Raw genomic sequence first — 15,958 nt, forward strand, 5'->3', positions numbered from 1 at the left:
AGTCAAACCAAATTACAAGAAATTTTACTTTCAATCTCTTGCGTTACCTCATCAACACTCAAATTAGCGTCAATTGTTAATAATTTGCCTTTATAATACTCGCGTAAACCTTTCATTTGAAGGTGATATTCACTTATTCTCTTATTAATTGCAGACATATCAGCATCATCAATTCTTTTCTCTAACCTCGTACTTTTACATTTAGCACAAGTAGTACTCTTAAAAGAAGATACACTATATATGCTTTTACAGTCCAAACACGCGAGACGATTTTTTAACCTATCGATTGCAATATTATCGTCAAGCTGCAGCTCAACTACAATGTCAACATCCCTATTATATTTTTCTTGCAAAACTTGAGTCAAAAAATGAGCCTGGTTTAAATTTCTCGGAAAACCATCTAATAAGCAATTATCATCCACTAATGCAAGCTGGTCACGTAATAATCCACATATAATTTCATCTTGAATTAAATTACCAGATTCCACGGTACCCTTTATTTTTTTACCTAACTCACTACTGCTAGATATAATATTCCTTAATAAATCCCCTACTGAAATTAATTTTAAATTATATTTTGCTATTAACAAGCTTGACTGAGTACCTTTACCAGAACCTGGAGGACCAAAAATCGTAATGATCATCTTACTTTCCTCGTTTTAGACTCATATTTCTTTATCCAGTTGTCGTACCTATTTGAAAAAATATAAGATTGTATTTGCATAATAGTATCAGTAATAACGTTCACTATAATCAGTAAGCTCGTCCCACCAAAAATAAATGGTATATCATAATAATATCTCATAACTTCAGGTACAGTACATATGACTACCAAATACGCAGAGCCAATGAATGTCAACTTAAAAACTATATCTTGAAGGTAATCAGAAGTATGTTTCCCAGGCCTTCTACCAGGTATAAAACCACCATTTTTTTTAAGAAAATCTGCGTTTTCCTCTGGATTAAATATAAAATTGGTATAGAAAAAATTAAAAAATACTATCAGCACCAAATAGGCTACAATATATACTACTTTATTTGCCATAAAGTAATTCAAAATAAAATCAGAAAAAGCGTGCCCCTTATAGAAATTTGCAATTGAAATAGGTGTCAATAAAATTGCATTAGCAAAAATGGTTGGTACTACACCAGATAAATTAATCTTCAATGGAATATAAGTAAAATCGTCATTATGTAATCTTTTAAATTGCTTTTTAGGATGTTGAACAATAACCTTTCTATAGGAAGACTCTACAAAAATGACTAAGAGTAGCAGCAAAAAAAACAATACCAAAACAAAAAGGATAATAAATAACGATACGCTACCGTTTTTATTTAACGTTAACAAAGATGACAAAGCGCTGTGTAACTCTGATATTATACCCGTGAAAATGATTAATGAGATACCATTGCCTATACCGCTAGCGCTGATTCGTTCACCAAGCCATATTAAAAGCATAGTTCCACCTAAAAGGCTGAAAACACCTATTGTACGAAACATAACACCAGGTTCGATTACAACCAATACCCCTTCCCTATTCATCCCTTCCAATCCAACCAAAATTGGAATTGATTGAAATACACAAATTACTATGGTCAGATAGCGTATATAAGAATTCATCTTTCTACGGCCTGACTCTCCATCATTCTTAACTTCCTTCATTCCTTTAATCGCAGAAGAAAGTAACTGAATAATGATAGAAGCCATTATATATGGCATAACGTTCAATGCTAGAATTGTCATTCTAGCCAATGCACCACCAGAAAATAAATTAAATACTCCAAAAACGCCTGAGCCATCTTTGGGAAATATATCATTAATTACATCAAGATTAATTCCAGGAATAGGCACATAAGTACCCAAGCGATAGCAAATTAAAGCTATTAGCGTAAAAAATATACGCTTTAATAAATCGCCTTTATATAACAACGTAGGATCCAAGCTATTAAATGCTGATTTATTGCCCATGACTTACGATAGTATTTCCACACTACCACAAACTGAAGCTACAGATTTTTTTGCAGCTTCTGACGCAAAATCAACATGAAACACAAATTTTTCGCTCAACTTACCTTTATTAAGAAGTTTAATTTTATCCTTAATAGACTTTATAAAACCTAATTTATACAGCCTCTCCTTATCTATAACAGAGTCTTTCACTATTTTTTTAGCTTCCATTAAGCGCTGTATATCGCCAACATTAATTATAGAGTATATGCTCCTACGTATAGGCTTAAAACCTCTTTTAGGCAAACGAGTATATATAGACTGTTGTCCACCCTCAAAACCATTTATAGAAACTCCACTTCTAGCCTTCTGCCCTTTATGCCCTCTACCGGATGTTTTACCTTTACCACAACCGATACCTCTACCCAGCAACTTAGGCTTCTTTTTCTTAGATAATTTAGTAAATATAGAGTTTAATTTTACAGCATTATTCATACTTTACCTGTTTCCAACTATCTCGCTAATCTTTTTGCCTCTTTTGCTTGCTACCTGACGAGGAGATAACATACTATCAAAAGCCTTAAACACCGCACATATAACGTTATGAGGATTATTTGATCTAGTGGATTTAGCTACCACATCCTTTATACCTAACACCTCAAAAACTGATCTAATCGCTCCACCAGCAATAATACCTGTTCCGGCTCTTGCGGTTCTTAAAACTATCTCACCAGAACAAAATTTAGCTTTAATATCATGATGCAAAGTTCTACCTTCACGCAAGTACACTCTAATCATTGATTTCTTTGCAGCATTTACAGCTTTGACTCTTGCTTCAGCAACTTCTGCGTGCTTACCTATTCCACACCCTACCCTACCCTTCTCATCGCCAACAACAACCAAAATTGAAAATGAAAATCTTCTACCACCTTTGGTAACCGTTGTCACTCTTCGTACCGAAACTAAAAGCTCTGATAAATCATTATTATTTTGTAAATTCTTTATAGCCATATTCAAAACCTTCTAAAATTCAAATCCAGAACTTCTTAAAGCCTCAGCAAATTGAGAAACTAATCCTGTGTATTTATACGCTCCACGATCAAACGTAAGCTGCTGCTCTAATTTCATGCCAGACAGACGCTCAACCATTAAAGAAGAAACCTGTTTTATAGTTTCAGCGTTGACTTTCCCTTTACATACATCCTTAATTTTAGCATCCAAAGTAGAAGCTGAAGTGAGAGTTATTCCTTTTACATCATTAATTAACTGGACATAAAAATGCCTATTAGATTTAAATATGGATATACGTAAACGTTCAGCGCTCTTGTCAAGCTTCGCTCTATTACGTAACTTCCTTTTTTCAGAATTACTTAAAAAATTATACGATCTTTTCATTTTTATTACTTCTTTTTACTTACAACCTTACGCAGCATAAATTTGCCTTTTATTACAACACCCTTACCTTTATAAGGATCATATTTTCTAATTTTGCATATATCAGACGCCACCGTATAGACCTTCTGCTTATCCATACCACTAACTACTAAGTGAGTTGGCTTTATGCACTTAATCTCAACATCTTTAGGCACTTTATATTTAACATTATGGCTATAACCAAGATATAAAGTCAAATACTTACCATCACACTCTGCCTTATATCCCACACCGTTAATCTCAAGATTAACAGAAAAACCATCAACCATGCCGTTAATGATATTATTAATATTACTCCTATAAGTGCCCCACATAGGCTTTATTTTATCATAATTATCTTTATCTTGATCAACAGAAAGCAATAGCTGATTATCAATAATCTGACACACAACATCCCTGATCAAGCTAACTTCCTTTTCAGCCTTAGCGCTCTTTATTAACATACTACCATTATTATATTCAACTGAAACACCAGCAGGAATATTGATAGGAGCAGCACCTATACGAGACATGAATTTCTCCTATTATTTAAAACACACGACACAAAACTTCTCCACCAACCTTTAACTTATGTGCATTATAATCAGTCATCACTCCTTTGGGTGTCGATATAATAAAAATACCAAGACCATTATATGCTTTAGAAATGTCCTTATACTTAGAATAACGACGACAACCAGGCTTTGACACCCTAACTATGTCACTAATTACAGGTGACTTCTCATAATACTTCAATTTTACAATGAAAGAAGGTAAATTATCTACAACTTGCTTTTCATAATCAAGGATATACCCTTCCTCTTTTAAAATCTCCAATATAGAAGAATTCATCTTAGAAAATAGTACCCTTGTTGCCCTATGCATTGCCAATTGAGCATTACGTATCCTTGTTAAAAAATCACCAATACTATCAGATAACGCCACAATATACTCCTTATATTATATTTACCAACTAGACTTTGTAACTCCTGGAATTTGCCCAAAAGAACATAAATCACGCAAAACAATTCTACATAAACCAAATTTTCTATATACTCCTCTTGGTCTCCCAGTTAAAGCACACCTATTTCTAATTTTGGTTTTAGAAGAATTTCTAGGCAATTTTTTAATTAATTTATTTTGAGCTGTAAACCTTTCTACAATAGACAAATTCTTATTATTTATTATAGATTTCAATTTTTCTCTTTTTTCTTTATATTGATCGCACAACTTTATTCTGCGAAGATTTCTTTCTATCATAGATTTTTTTGCCATATATTTCTCCTCTCAATTAATCAAAAAAAGGAAATTTAAGAGCCAGTAATAATTCCTTTGCTTCCTTATCACTAACTGCACTTGTTATAATATTAATATCCATACCTCTAATTTTACTTATTTTATCATAGTCTATTTCTAAAAACGAGATATGTTCCTTTATACCAAAGGAAAAATTACCATTACCGTCAAATTGCTTCACACTAAATCCTCTAAAATCTTTTTCCCTTGGCAAAGCAATATATATCAATCTTTCTAAAAACTCATACATTTTATCTCTACGCAAAGTTACTTTGCAACCTACTGTAGCACCTTTTCTGATCTTGAAGCCAGAAATAGATTTTTTTGCAAAAGTTGATAAAGGCTTCTGCCCAGCAATCAAATATAGGCTATCAAGTGGTTCATTTATTGCTTTACTATCTGTAGCAGCATCTCCAACGCCCATATTGATACACACCTTGACAAGTTTAGGCACTTGCATTATATTGCCGTAATTAAACTTATCCTTCAAGGACTTTACTATGCTATCTTTATACAATTCTTTAAACATATCAACCTAATCTATCACTTCTCCAGAAACTTTTGCAAAACGCACTTTTCTACCGTCTATAACCTTAAACCCCACTCTAGTTGGAGTTTTATATTTAGGGTCCAATGTTGCAACGTTGGATATATCAATAGCTAACTCTTTATTTAATATACCACCACTACTACCAGCTTTTGGTTTAGTATGTCTCTTATGCACATTCACTCCAGAAACAATTACTTTCTTTTTAGCATCACGTGCTATAACTTTGATTACCTTACCAATTTTTCCCTTATCTTTACCAGTTAAAACTATAACGTTGTCACCACTTTTTATTTTAGCACTCATTATAAAACCTCAACAGCTAATGACATTATCTTCATAAAAGAACCAGATGATAACTTTTTTACCGGACCAAACACCCGAGTGCCAAGTGGTTCACCTTGATCATTAATCAAAACTACAGCATTGCTAGAAAAACGAATTACAGAACCATCAGATTTTCTAATAGGGCTTTTCACCCTCACCACAACTGCTCTATATACTTTTCCCTTCTCAACTTTCCCTCTTGGAGTAATAGATTTAGTAGATACAATAACTGTGTCACCTATAGATGCAGATTTTCTACCACCCAATAAACCAATACAAAGCACTGCACGCGCACCAGAATTATCAGCTACTTCCAACAATGTATTTTTTTGAATCATATAAATATCCTATTCAATGTGAGCTATTAACAATAACCCATTTTTTAGTAGTAGAAATAGGCTTGTGTTCTTGTATTAAAACCTTGTCCCCTTCTTTACAACTATTATTCTCATCATGTGCTGTATACTTCTTGTATTTTTTTATAACCTTTTTATACAGCTCATCCTTATACACTTGTAATACCGAAACCTTTACAGTCTTATCACACTTAGCCTTAGTTACAGTACCACAAAAAACCTTTTTAGGCATTCTTTTCCTCTCTTCTTCTTTTATTTAATGTAGTTAAAATACGAGCTATGCTCTTTCTTATTAAGCTAAAACGCGAAATATTGTTGCACTGGCCCAGCTTCTTTTGAAAAACCAAATTAACAAACTCTTTTCTCAAATTCACAAGAATTTCATGCAATTCTTGCGAGGACCTCGATTCAATGTCAGCTATATCCATTGCAACTCCATTTAATTATGATTAGATACAAATTTACACTTCATAGGAAGCTTAGCAGTTGCCTTTTCAAGCGCCAATCTTGCTAAATGCATGGGAACATCACTGCTAATTTCAAACAACATTCTACCGGGCTTAGCTTTAAATACCCAAAACTCAACACTACCTTTCCCTTTACCCATACGCACATCCGCCGGCTTTTTACTAACAGGGGTATCAGGAAAAATTCTTATCCACACTTTACCAGAGCGTTTTAATGTTCTAGATATTACACGCCTTGCAGTTTCAATATGCTTAGATTGAATCCTACCTGCTTCCATAGCCTTTAGACCATAATCTCCAAAAGATAATGTGCTACCACCTTTCGTGTTACCCTTAATTCGTCCTTTAAATACTTTTTTATATTTACTTTTTTTAGGAATAAACATTTCAATATACCTAATTAGTTACCAATATAAACCCAGACCTTAACTCCTATGATGCCATATATAGTTTTTGCTTCAGCAAAAGCATAATCTATATTAGCACGTAAAGTATGCAAAGGCAAACGGCCTTCTTTATACCACTCAGTACGAGCTATCTCAGCTCCGCCAAGGCGCCCAGAACAACTTACTTTAATACCTCTAGCACCCATCCTCAAACAACTTTGAATAGCTTTTTTCATCGCTCTTCTAAATGAAACCCTTTTTTCTAACTGCTGTGCAATGCTGTTTGATATTAAAACTGCATCTATTTCAGACCTTTTAACCCCTACTACATTCACTTCCACATTATTTTCTACTTTTTCAGCTATCTTTTGCTTTATCTTCTCAATATCCGAGCCTTTCTTACCTATTATCACTCCAGGTCTAGAAGAATGTATTATTACAGATACCAAATCGATCGTACGCTCTATAATTACTTTAGAAACACCAGCATGCTTAAAAGATTCATTTATATAACTGCGAATAGATAAATCTTGATGCAACCCTTGTTTATAACCCTTCTCAGCATACCAAATAGATGACCAAGTATTAATTATTTTTAACCTAAATCCTTTAGGATTAACGTTTCCCATATTTTTGCACTTTCCTTATTAATTTTCTATTTTTATGAATCATATAATTTCCCCCAATTTTACAGTTATATTACTATAACGTTTACTAACTCTATTAGCTCTACCCATAGCTTTTGGAAATACCCTACGCAAAGTAAGAGACTTACCTATTAAAATTTCTTTTATATATAAATTATCGATATCCAATCCATAATTTTGAGCATTAGCAATCGCAGAATTTAATACCTTCCTTATAAGACCTGCAGCTTTCTTTTCACAAAATCTTAATTGCACAGTGGCAAAAGAAACTTTTTTATTACGTACTAAACCAGCAACCAAATTCAATTTACGAGGAGTTGATTTTAAAACCCTAGAACCAGCTTTAACTATTACATCTCTGTTTTTCATATCAATTACCTTCTTGTCGCCTTTTTATCACCACTATGCCCAGTAAATTTACGAGTGGGTGAAAACTCACCAAACTTATGACCTATCATATTCTGATCATTAACATTCACAGGAATGTAATCCTTACCATTATAAACAGCAAACTTTAAACCTAAACAATTAGGAAGAATTACAGAAGCCCTGGAATGAACTTTTATAGCCATGTTAACAAACCCCTTGTTTAAAGCATTATTCACCGACTTTAATATAGAAGGATGACAAAAAGGAGGCTTCCATGCAGATCTACTCATAAACTAACCTTTCAATTGTTTTATATACTTATCACTAGATTTATTTCTCCTTCGAGTTTTCTTTCCTTTTGTTGCAACACCCCAAGGAGTAACAGGATGACGACCACCAGAGGTTTTTCCTTCCCCGCCTCCATGAGGATGGTCAACCGGATTCATTGCAACTCCACGTACAGTAGGTCTAATCCCAAGCCACCTACTTCTCCCAGCTTTACCCAACTTTCTATTCTTATGGTCAGGGTTAGATACTACACCAATAGTAGCCTTGCAAGAAGATAAAATCAACCTAATTTGACCAGACCTGAGTCGTAATAAAACATATTGGCCATCACGACCAACGATTTGTGCATAACAACCAGCAGCTCTAGCAATCGCAGCACCATTACCTGGCTTCAGCTCAACATTATGAACGAAAGAACCAACAGGTATATGCTTGAGTAGTAAACAATTCCCTGGCAAAATATCAGCATCATTCCCAGCTGTAACAACATCACCTGGCTTCATACCTTGAGGAGCTAATATATAAGACTTAATATCATCTTCCTTATATGATATTAACGCCAAAAACCCACTTCTATTTGGGTCATACTCTATTTTTTCAACTATACCTTGACCACTTCTATTACGCTTAAAATCTATCACTCTATACTTCTTTTTGTGACCACCACCCCTATGACGAGTTGTAATTCTACCATGATTATTTCTTCCACCACTGGACTTTTTACCGGATGTAAGAGACTTTTCTGGCTCATCTTTTGATAAACCAACTTTACTTACTAACACAGTCCCACGAGAAGACGGAGTAACAGGATTAAAAAATTTCATACCCATACTAAACGCTCATTATATCTAATTTTTGACCATCCATCAAAGAAAAATAAACTTTCTTTTTCTGTTTTTCACAACCAATCACACCCCTAAAACGCCTATATTTAGGCTTAATTCTAACAACATTTATAGAAGAAATTTTAACATCAAATAGAGACTCTATTGCCAACTTTATTTGACGCTTATTTACATTTACAAAAACATACAAAGAATATTTATTAAACTTCTCCCTCAAAAAAGAGGCCTTTTCTGTAATTATAGGAGATTTTATTATATTATTATATTTGATCATAACAATCTACCTTCAAGATGCTTTAAAGTATCCTTTGTCAACATCACGCATTCGTGATTCAATATATCAAAAACATTTAACCCAATAGGTTTGATTAAGTCTACATAGTGCAAGTTTTTAGCCGCACGCAACAAATCATCTCCATAATCACCAACTATCAAAAAGGAAGAAAATTTAAAATTTTTAATACATTTACACATTTCAGACGTTTTCTTCACATCAATATTTAAATTATCCAGAATAATTACTTGATTATTTAAATACTTTAGAGATAAAGCAATTTTTAAACCAAATTTGCGTACCTTCTTATTAAGAGAATAAGTATGACTCCTCACAACAGGGCCGAAAATAATCCCACCACCTCTAAATTGAGGAGATCGCAAGCTCCCTTGTCTTGCCCTACCGGTACGTTTTTGATCATAAGGTTTAGCTGTTGTACCAGAGACATCACTAATACCTTTTGTTTTATGAGTACCAGCTCTTCTCTTCGCTAATTGCCATCTCACTATATCATGCAAAATACTCAATTTTTGCTTAGCAGAAAATATCAAAGGATTGAGCTGAGCAGTACCTACATTATCATTAGATAGATTAACTAAATTACATTCCATAACTAACTTACCAAATTACTAGCATCATCATTTACATCTAACAGTAAACCTACCGGAAAAGGAACATCTTTATGTAAAGATTTTTTAACTGCATCTCTTACAAAAACATAGGAATTTTTAAACCCAGGAACATTATTACCCTTCACAGCAATTATACTATTTTCATGATCAATGGATAATATCTTCATATTTTGTGCAGTTATCCTGCTGTTACCTAAATGACCAGCCATTTTCTTTCCTTTGAATACTCTACCAGGATCCTGACATTGGCCAGTGGAACCTTGTGATCTGTGAGCAATAGAAACACCATGAGATGCCCTAAGCCCACTGAAATTATGCCGCTTCATCACACCAGCAAATCCTTTACCTATAGAATAACCCGTAATATCAAGATATTGACCAACCACAAAATGATTGATTCCCACTTTTTTACCACATTCTATTCCCGACAGGTCATTTAATCTACTTTCGTATAACTTACATTTATTATTTATACCCTTTTTCTTTAAATATTCCAACTGAGGTTTTGCTATATTTTTAAAATCTCCTGTGCCTAAAATGACTGAATTATAGCCACATTTATCTTGTCCTTTTATATCAATAATATAAGTTTCGCTGAGATGCAATAAAGTTACAGCCATGCGACTATTGTCAGAATACATAGCAGTATGACCAATATTCATCATTAGTAAACCAATTCTCCTCAGCGAATTTATTCTCTTCATTTCCTTCTCCTAAACCTTAACTTCCTTGACTTTTAAATCCACTTCTACGCCAGCAGAAAAAGATAAACCTGTAAGCATCTGCATCATAGTAGGAGTAAGATCATGTAAAACAATCAAACGCCTAGAAGTTCTCATTTCAAACTGTTCACGAGATTTTTTATCAACGTGAGGAGATCTATTAACAATAAATTTAGAATCTTTCCTTGGCAACGCAATCGGACCAGATAATTTTGCACTGGACCGCTTTAATTCATCAACAAATTTTCGAACACACTCCTCCAATAAAGAACAATCGAAAGCCTTAATGTTAATATATATATCTTGCTTCATCTTAGTTACTACACTCACTCCAAAATTTCAGAAACAACACCAGAACCAACAGTTCTACCGCCTTCTCTTATCGCAAAACGCAATCCCTTATCCATTGCTATCGGTACTTGCAATTCTACTTCTACACTCACATTATCTCCTGGCATTACCATCTCCTTCCCATCTAGCAATTTTATGCTCCCAGTTACATCCGTTGTCCTTAAATAAAACTGTGGCTGGTAATTCGCAAAAAATGGTGTATGCCTTCCTCCTTCCTCTTTCTTTAATATATAAACCTCCGCCTTAAACTTTCTATGCGGTGTTATCGTCCCCGGTTTCGCTAATACTTGCCCTCTCTCCACTTCTTCTCTTTTTGTTCCTCTTAACAATATTCCTACATTGAGTCCTGCACTTCCCTTATCCAGCAACTTCTTAAACATCTCAACACCTGTGCATATCGTCTTTTGCGTCGCTTTCAGACCTATTATCTCTATCTCTTCTCCCGTCTTTATCTCTCCCTTCTCTATTCTTCCTGTTACCACTGTTCCTCGCCCCGATATCGAAAATACATCTTCGATTGGCAATAAAAATGGTAAATCCACAGGCCTTGGTGGAACCGCTACATATTCATCTAACTTTTCCATCAATTTGTCTATTGATTTCTTTCCATATTCGCTGCTGTCATCCTCCAGCGCCTTGAGCGCTGAACCAACCACCACAGGCACTTCATCCCCTGGAAATCCGTATTTACTCAGTAATTCCCTCACTTCCATTTCTACTAAATCTATCATATCAGCATCAGCAACATCAGCTTTATTTATATACACCACGATATATCCAACACCTACCTGCTTCGCCAGCAATATATGCTCTCTCGTTTGTGGCATTGGCCCATCAACCCCCGACACTACCAATATCGCCGCATCCATCTGTGCTGCACCTACTATCATGTTCTTTACATAGTCAGCGTGTCCAGGACAATCAACGTGTGCATAATGCCTTTTTTCCGTCTGATACTCAACATGCGCTGTTGCTATCGTTATCCCCCTCTTCCTTTCTTCTGGCGCTTTATCTATCTGATCGTACGCTACAAAATTTCCATAATGCTTCGTTATCGCCGCTGTTAATGTCGTCTTCCCATGATCCACATGTCCTATTGTTCCCACATTTACATGCGGCTTTCCAAATGCTTCCACTATTGCTGTCATAATTTAAACTTTTCTACCTAAAATACAAATACATCAATAAATAATATGTTGATTTTATAAAAATACAACAAAAAAAAGAGCGGATAGTGGGAATCGAACCCACGTCACTAGCTTGGAAGGCTAGAGCTCTACCATTGAGCTATACCCGCACAATGGAGGAGGTAGGATTCGAACCTACGTACGCTCACGCGGACAGATTTACAGTCTGTTACCTTTAACCACTCGGTCACTCCTCCGCAAAAATTTGTTAAGAGAATACTATTTTAGCATCTTAACTTAAGCTCTTATTGTATTTAATACTAAACGCCTAAAATTAAAAAATCAAGCAATAAAACCTACCCTGATTAAAATCACGCAGATTTCATTTTATACAACACAATATTGTCAATAAAACGTTTAAACAAATAATGCGAATCATGCGTACCTGGCGCTTCTTCTGGATGGTATTGCACAGAAAAGACTGGGTAATCCTTCATCATTATTCCCTCTACACTATTATCAAATAGAGAAATGTGAGTAATTTCAACATTACTTAGAAGAGAAGCTGAATCAACAACGAAACCATGATTTTGGCTAGTGATCTCAACTTTTCCACTAATTACATCATAAACTGGATGGTTACTCCCTCGGTGACCTATATCCATCTTGATGGTCTTTGCCCCCAAAGTAATCGCAAGTAATTGATGGCCCATGCATATGCCAAAAATTGGTATTTTAGATTTTATAATAATGTCTATTTCTGAAACTACACTTTCTCCTATTTCTTGCGGATCACCAGGACCATTTGAAAGCACTATCCCATCTGGATTCATACTCAACACTTTTTGAGCAAAACCTGTGCTTGGTCTGATTAATTCAACTGTACAACCAAGTTCTATTAAGCGTGAAACTATACTGATTTTTACGCCAAAATCAACGATTACAACCCTATATTTTGCATTAAGGTCACTTTTAAAATTACTATGCAAGCTGACTTTATTGGTTATTTCTATCCCATTTACAGATTTGTATTCCTTCAATTTGTCCAACGCATGCGCCTTACTCGATGAGCATATCATTCCATTTTGAGATCCATGTTCTCTCAAATGTCTCGTTAAAGCTCTAGTATCAACTCCTGATATCCCAATCACGTTATTTTTCTCTAACCAATCATTTAAACTGATATATGAAGAAGGGTGGGACATAGAAGAAAGTTCACGCATAACCACACCACTTGCAAAAATTTTCTTTCCTTCATTATCCTTATGGTTTATTCCAACGTTACCAATATGAGGAAAAGTGAACGTTATAATTTGATCGGCAAAAGAAGGATCAGTTATAGTATGCTGATAACCGGTCATACCAGTGGTAAAACAGACCTCACCTATGCATTTGCCTTTTTTACCTACTGATTTTCCCCAAAAGCACTTGCCATCTTGTAAAATTAAAACTGCGTCCTGCACTTCATTATCTATTTAACTGATTCAAAACAGTATACAAGAATTTCAAATAATACGTAACTCTTTCTAAAATTCCAAATTTAACCACGAAGCAGCAAAAAATAACATGAAAAACTTTTAATACAATCTTTCATATAAAATATATAGTTGACTACCTTCATATTTCGTATTAGATATAGGTAAATCATAAGTAAAGTGGAGGGTAATAATGAACACTGGTACAAATCAATCAAAAAAAATAAATGAGAAGTGGTTAGCTGGAGGAATTGGCGCGCTATTATTTGTAATGATGCTACCGTCGATTCTTCTTTTAGCAAAAATAGCTATAGGGCTAATTATGGTTTCAGTTGCAGCAATAGCGATAAAAGTTGCCTTAAAAACAATATCGAATGCTTTAGAGGATAAACAGGCAGATCAAAGCCAAGCGACGCAACAAACAACACAAAGTAAAATTATAAACCTGGCTATTGGATTAACATCTATATTCGTAGGAGGATTATTACTATTCATTATAGCACAAACTGGCTTAATTGCAGCATGTGCAGCTATAACTGCTTTAGCTCTACACGAATATGTTAAAAATCAAGAAATAGGAAAAGAGATAAATGATAAATTCGATAAGGTAGCTGACGATACAATCAATTTTATTGTTAGCAGTGTTGAAAAACTTATTCCAACAAAGCCGCCAGGCATAACAGCCTAAACTGTCTCCGTTCAGGGCATAAGTGTTACAAGTAGCATTATATAAAGCGATTAATGGCATCCTCCTGATAATAGAATAATTGTATCTGTTCAGGGGCATCGCAAATATTGAAGCAAAAGTGGTCAGTGCTTACTATACGAATATTGTGATTTGAATCCACTAGGGAGGGTGTCATCCCAGTGCCCAGACACTGGGATCCAGGAATTTTGATTAGAGATTAAATTGGTGAGTATAAAAGTAGCTAATCCTACGTTAAAATACAACGTTTTTAATGGGACTGCGTAAAAGGGCTGGATTCCAGTGTCAAGCACTGGAATGACACCTTTGTGTTTGAGGCAAAACCTGCTATAACATTTCTTCGCAAACAAACGTTCGTACAGTTATGTATCAGCTACTTTCATGGCACCATTTGTTGTAAACTCACATTTCTCTATGATTATCTTTATTTGCCGCTTTCCCGAACGGATGCTCTACAGTTATTTCCTCATTAATAGAGCGAGGTGCACCGGAACCAGGTACAACGATATTCTCGTGCGATTGCATATCCTTCTTTTCCTCACATGGTGTTTGCTTAATGAAATGTGCTGCTAAAACTTCATGTAAAGCTTTACCTTTTATAAGCACAGCCTCGTTTTGCTTAGCTAACTCTAAAATTTTCTTTGGTTCAACATCTTTACCGTCAATAGTTGATTTTTTAATACTAACTTGACCTAAATTTATATTTAGAACAACAGTACAGTTAAGGTCTTTTCCAGATTCATCTTTTGCACCCCAACTAATTTCGATGTCACATATTGCAAATTTTGTAAAGGAGTAGTTCCTCTATTGTTTCTCATTCTTCTCAATTGTTACTATTCTTTCACCATTGCTGTATATTTTTGCTCTTTTTACCTCGCTTTTCTCTTCTTCCATTCTTTTAGTTTTTTCAGTGAAAAGACGACTGGTTTCTAAACTTTGTTCAGGTTTAGTAATGTTGATATTAAGATGGTCATAATGATTAAGAAGACGGTTTGCATATGGACATGGCACATAACACCCATCAAAGAAAGCAATTGCACTACCAGTTTTTAGAAATTCTTGTCCATCGCTCATTCCTTCACCAATTCGAATAAGATATCTACCCAACCTCTTTTTAAAATTTTCTTTTAACTCCTCCTGATCTTTAGAAGTAAGCTTCTTATCCAATATACCCATTATTTCTTTTCGCTTACTCAATACCACATAATTGAAAAGGAAAATATCATCCTCTCGATAATAATTTGCTATCTTGTCAAATGGATCTGCCGGCCAACCGTTATTATAATTTACAGAATCAGAAGAATCTTCACACTTATTATCCTTAAAATCAAAATTCAATCTTTCAAAATCTGATAATACTTTTTCTGCCCTATCTTCAAAAGACCGAAGTCCATCTTGAAGTTCTTTTCCATAACTCATTCCTTTGTCAATTTGAAGAACATATTGACCATATTTCTTTCTAAACTCCTCCTGTTCTTCGAGGAGAGGAAGATTCCTATCTAATATATCGATTATTTCTTTCCGCTTATTCAATATTACATAGTTAAAAAGGGCACTCTCCCCCTTCTTTTCATAATCGTCTGCTATTTTGTCAAAACACTTATTATCCTTAAACTCCAATTCCTCAAAATCTGAGAGCACACTTTGTACCTGAGTCTCATCGAATTGAAGATTTGCTTGAGGAGATAGAAGAGTCAACTTTTCTTCACTTTCCTTGGTACTCGAATTTTTGAAAAAACCATTCAATAGATTTACAATACTAGAACATTTCACACCTCTATT

The 15,958-nt window shown here is 34.6% G+C and carries 27 protein-coding genes and 2 tRNA genes; 1 reads left to right on the forward strand and 28 read right to left on the reverse strand.

The window, feature by feature from the left end; all coding sequences use genetic code 11:
* Positions 1-2: 2 nt before the first annotated feature.
* The 26 genes from ABWU40_RS04540 to carA all read right to left on the reverse strand — a co-directional run bounded on the left by ABWU40_RS04540 (position 3) and on the right by carA (position 13,458).
* Positions 3-644, reverse strand: coding sequence for an adenylate kinase family protein (locus ABWU40_RS04540; RefSeq protein ID WP_007550178.1), 642 nt, complete (start codon positions 642-644; stop codon positions 3-5).
* Positions 641-1,969 carry a preprotein translocase subunit SecY gene (secY, locus tag ABWU40_RS04545; RefSeq protein WP_010962747.1) on the reverse strand — a complete coding sequence of 443 codons (1,329 nt, stop codon included), beginning with the start codon at positions 1,967-1,969 and terminating at the stop codon, positions 641-643. Before secY ends, ABWU40_RS04540 begins: the two co-directional genes overlap by 4 nt.
* A 3-nt stretch (positions 1,970-1,972) precedes the next feature.
* Positions 1,973-2,443: a 50S ribosomal protein L15 gene (gene rplO / locus ABWU40_RS04550; RefSeq protein WP_141456930.1), complete on the reverse strand. Its 471-nt coding sequence runs from the start codon at positions 2,441-2,443 to the stop codon at positions 1,973-1,975.
* A 3-nt stretch (positions 2,444-2,446) separates the two neighbouring features.
* Positions 2,447-2,959, reverse strand: a complete 513-nt coding sequence (rpsE, locus tag ABWU40_RS04555) for a 30S ribosomal protein S5 (protein ID WP_010962748.1) — start codon at positions 2,957-2,959, stop codon at positions 2,447-2,449.
* 12 nt (positions 2,960-2,971) lie between these two features.
* Entirely contained in the window at positions 2,972-3,343 is a 372-nt protein-coding gene (rplR, locus tag ABWU40_RS04560) for a 50S ribosomal protein L18 (protein WP_006279867.1), read from the reverse strand.
* Positions 3,344-3,348: 5 nt separating this feature from the next.
* Complete coding sequence (gene rplF, locus ABWU40_RS04565; protein ID WP_353279144.1) at positions 3,349-3,894, reverse strand: 50S ribosomal protein L6; 546 nt, start codon at positions 3,892-3,894, stop codon at positions 3,349-3,351.
* Between the two features lie 16 nt (positions 3,895-3,910).
* Positions 3,911-4,306, reverse strand: coding sequence for a 30S ribosomal protein S8 (gene rpsH, locus ABWU40_RS04570; RefSeq protein WP_007551150.1), 396 nt, complete (start codon positions 4,304-4,306; stop codon positions 3,911-3,913).
* 21 nt (positions 4,307-4,327) lie between these two features.
* On the reverse strand, positions 4,328-4,636 hold the full coding sequence (gene rpsN, locus ABWU40_RS04575) for a 30S ribosomal protein S14 (protein ID WP_006279345.1): 309 nt from the start codon (positions 4,634-4,636) through the stop codon (positions 4,328-4,330).
* A 16-nt stretch (positions 4,637-4,652) separates the two neighbouring features.
* Positions 4,653-5,186 (reverse strand): 50S ribosomal protein L5, encoded by a 534-nt coding sequence (gene rplE / locus ABWU40_RS04580; RefSeq protein ID WP_010962750.1) that lies wholly within the window; start codon positions 5,184-5,186, stop codon positions 4,653-4,655.
* A gap of 6 nt (positions 5,187-5,192) precedes the next feature.
* Positions 5,193-5,510, reverse strand: coding sequence for a 50S ribosomal protein L24 (rplX, locus tag ABWU40_RS04585; RefSeq protein ID WP_141456928.1), 318 nt, complete (start codon positions 5,508-5,510; stop codon positions 5,193-5,195).
* Positions 5,510-5,869, reverse strand: a complete 360-nt coding sequence (gene rplN / locus ABWU40_RS04590; protein WP_006279348.1) for a 50S ribosomal protein L14 — start codon at positions 5,867-5,869, stop codon at positions 5,510-5,512. Before rplN ends, rplX begins: the two co-directional genes overlap by 1 nt.
* 13 nt (positions 5,870-5,882) lie before the next feature.
* Positions 5,883-6,119: a 30S ribosomal protein S17 gene (gene rpsQ / locus ABWU40_RS04595; RefSeq protein ID WP_007549925.1), complete on the reverse strand. Its 237-nt coding sequence runs from the start codon at positions 6,117-6,119 to the stop codon at positions 5,883-5,885.
* On the reverse strand, positions 6,112-6,315 hold the full coding sequence (rpmC, locus tag ABWU40_RS04600) for a 50S ribosomal protein L29 (protein WP_006279350.1): 204 nt from the start codon (positions 6,313-6,315) through the stop codon (positions 6,112-6,114). Before rpmC ends, rpsQ begins: the two co-directional genes overlap by 8 nt.
* An 11-nt stretch (positions 6,316-6,326) precedes the next feature.
* On the reverse strand, positions 6,327-6,740 hold the full coding sequence (gene rplP / locus ABWU40_RS04605) for a 50S ribosomal protein L16 (protein WP_010962752.1): 414 nt from the start codon (positions 6,738-6,740) through the stop codon (positions 6,327-6,329).
* A gap of 14 nt (positions 6,741-6,754) precedes the next feature.
* Entirely contained in the window at positions 6,755-7,369 is a 615-nt protein-coding gene (gene rpsC / locus ABWU40_RS04610; RefSeq protein WP_353279145.1) for a 30S ribosomal protein S3, read from the reverse strand.
* Positions 7,370-7,408: 39 nt separating this feature from the next.
* Positions 7,409-7,756, reverse strand: coding sequence for a 50S ribosomal protein L22 (gene rplV / locus ABWU40_RS04615; protein WP_141456926.1), 348 nt, complete (start codon positions 7,754-7,756; stop codon positions 7,409-7,411).
* 5 nt (positions 7,757-7,761) lie between these two features.
* Positions 7,762-8,046 carry a 30S ribosomal protein S19 gene (gene rpsS / locus ABWU40_RS04620; protein ID WP_006279181.1) on the reverse strand — a complete coding sequence of 95 codons (285 nt, stop codon included), beginning with the start codon at positions 8,044-8,046 and terminating at the stop codon, positions 7,762-7,764.
* Positions 8,047-8,049: 3 nt separating this feature from the next.
* Complete coding sequence (rplB, locus tag ABWU40_RS04625; RefSeq protein WP_015589143.1) at positions 8,050-8,874, reverse strand: 50S ribosomal protein L2; 825 nt, start codon at positions 8,872-8,874, stop codon at positions 8,050-8,052.
* Position 8,875: 1 nt separating this feature from the next.
* Positions 8,876-9,163, reverse strand: coding sequence for a 50S ribosomal protein L23 (locus tag ABWU40_RS04630; RefSeq protein ID WP_015589144.1), 288 nt, complete (start codon positions 9,161-9,163; stop codon positions 8,876-8,878).
* The gene (gene rplD / locus ABWU40_RS04635) at positions 9,160-9,774 is read right to left on the reverse strand and encodes a 50S ribosomal protein L4 (RefSeq protein WP_015589145.1); all 615 of its coding nucleotides are present in this window, start codon (positions 9,772-9,774) and stop codon (positions 9,160-9,162) included. Before rplD ends, ABWU40_RS04630 begins: the two co-directional genes overlap by 4 nt.
* Before the next feature lie 2 nt (positions 9,775-9,776).
* On the reverse strand, positions 9,777-10,499 hold the full coding sequence (gene rplC, locus ABWU40_RS04640) for a 50S ribosomal protein L3 (RefSeq protein WP_006279218.1): 723 nt from the start codon (positions 10,497-10,499) through the stop codon (positions 9,777-9,779).
* 9 nt (positions 10,500-10,508) lie between these two features.
* The gene (rpsJ, locus tag ABWU40_RS04645) at positions 10,509-10,829 is read right to left on the reverse strand and encodes a 30S ribosomal protein S10 (RefSeq protein WP_012673184.1); all 321 of its coding nucleotides are present in this window, start codon (positions 10,827-10,829) and stop codon (positions 10,509-10,511) included.
* A gap of 14 nt (positions 10,830-10,843) precedes the next feature.
* Positions 10,844-12,016 (reverse strand): elongation factor Tu, encoded by a 1,173-nt coding sequence (gene tuf / locus ABWU40_RS04650; RefSeq protein WP_010962759.1) that lies wholly within the window; start codon positions 12,014-12,016, stop codon positions 10,844-10,846.
* A 78-nt stretch (positions 12,017-12,094) separates the two neighbouring features.
* A tRNA-Gly gene (locus tag ABWU40_RS04655) sits at positions 12,095-12,165 on the reverse strand.
* Positions 12,166-12,169: 4 nt separating this feature from the next.
* A tRNA-Tyr gene (locus tag ABWU40_RS04660) sits at positions 12,170-12,252 on the reverse strand.
* A 114-nt stretch (positions 12,253-12,366) separates the two neighbouring features.
* Positions 12,367-13,458 (reverse strand): glutamine-hydrolyzing carbamoyl-phosphate synthase small subunit, encoded by a 1,092-nt coding sequence (gene carA / locus ABWU40_RS04665; RefSeq protein WP_015589146.1) that lies wholly within the window; start codon positions 13,456-13,458, stop codon positions 12,367-12,369.
* A gap of 205 nt (positions 13,459-13,663) precedes the next feature.
* On the opposite strand from carA, the gene ABWU40_RS04670 reads away from it, so the two are divergent.
* Positions 13,664-14,158: a hypothetical protein gene (locus tag ABWU40_RS04670; RefSeq protein WP_015589147.1), complete on the forward strand. Its 495-nt coding sequence runs from the start codon at positions 13,664-13,666 to the stop codon at positions 14,156-14,158.
* A 420-nt stretch (positions 14,159-14,578) separates the two neighbouring features.
* Here ABWU40_RS04670 and ABWU40_RS04675 read toward each other — a convergent pair whose 3' ends face one another.
* Positions 14,579-14,782 carry a hypothetical protein gene (locus ABWU40_RS04675; protein WP_223823107.1) on the reverse strand — a complete coding sequence of 68 codons (204 nt, stop codon included), beginning with the start codon at positions 14,780-14,782 and terminating at the stop codon, positions 14,579-14,581.
* 198 nt (positions 14,783-14,980) lie between these two features.
* Entirely contained in the window at positions 14,981-15,949 is a 969-nt protein-coding gene (locus tag ABWU40_RS04680) for a hypothetical protein (RefSeq protein ID WP_246039482.1), read from the reverse strand.
* Positions 15,950-15,958 lie beyond the last annotated feature (9 nt).

It is taken from the genome of Wolbachia endosymbiont (group A) of Cydia amplana, from assembly GCF_964028495.1.
Classification (GTDB): domain Bacteria; phylum Pseudomonadota; class Alphaproteobacteria; order Rickettsiales; family Anaplasmataceae; genus Wolbachia; species Wolbachia pipientis.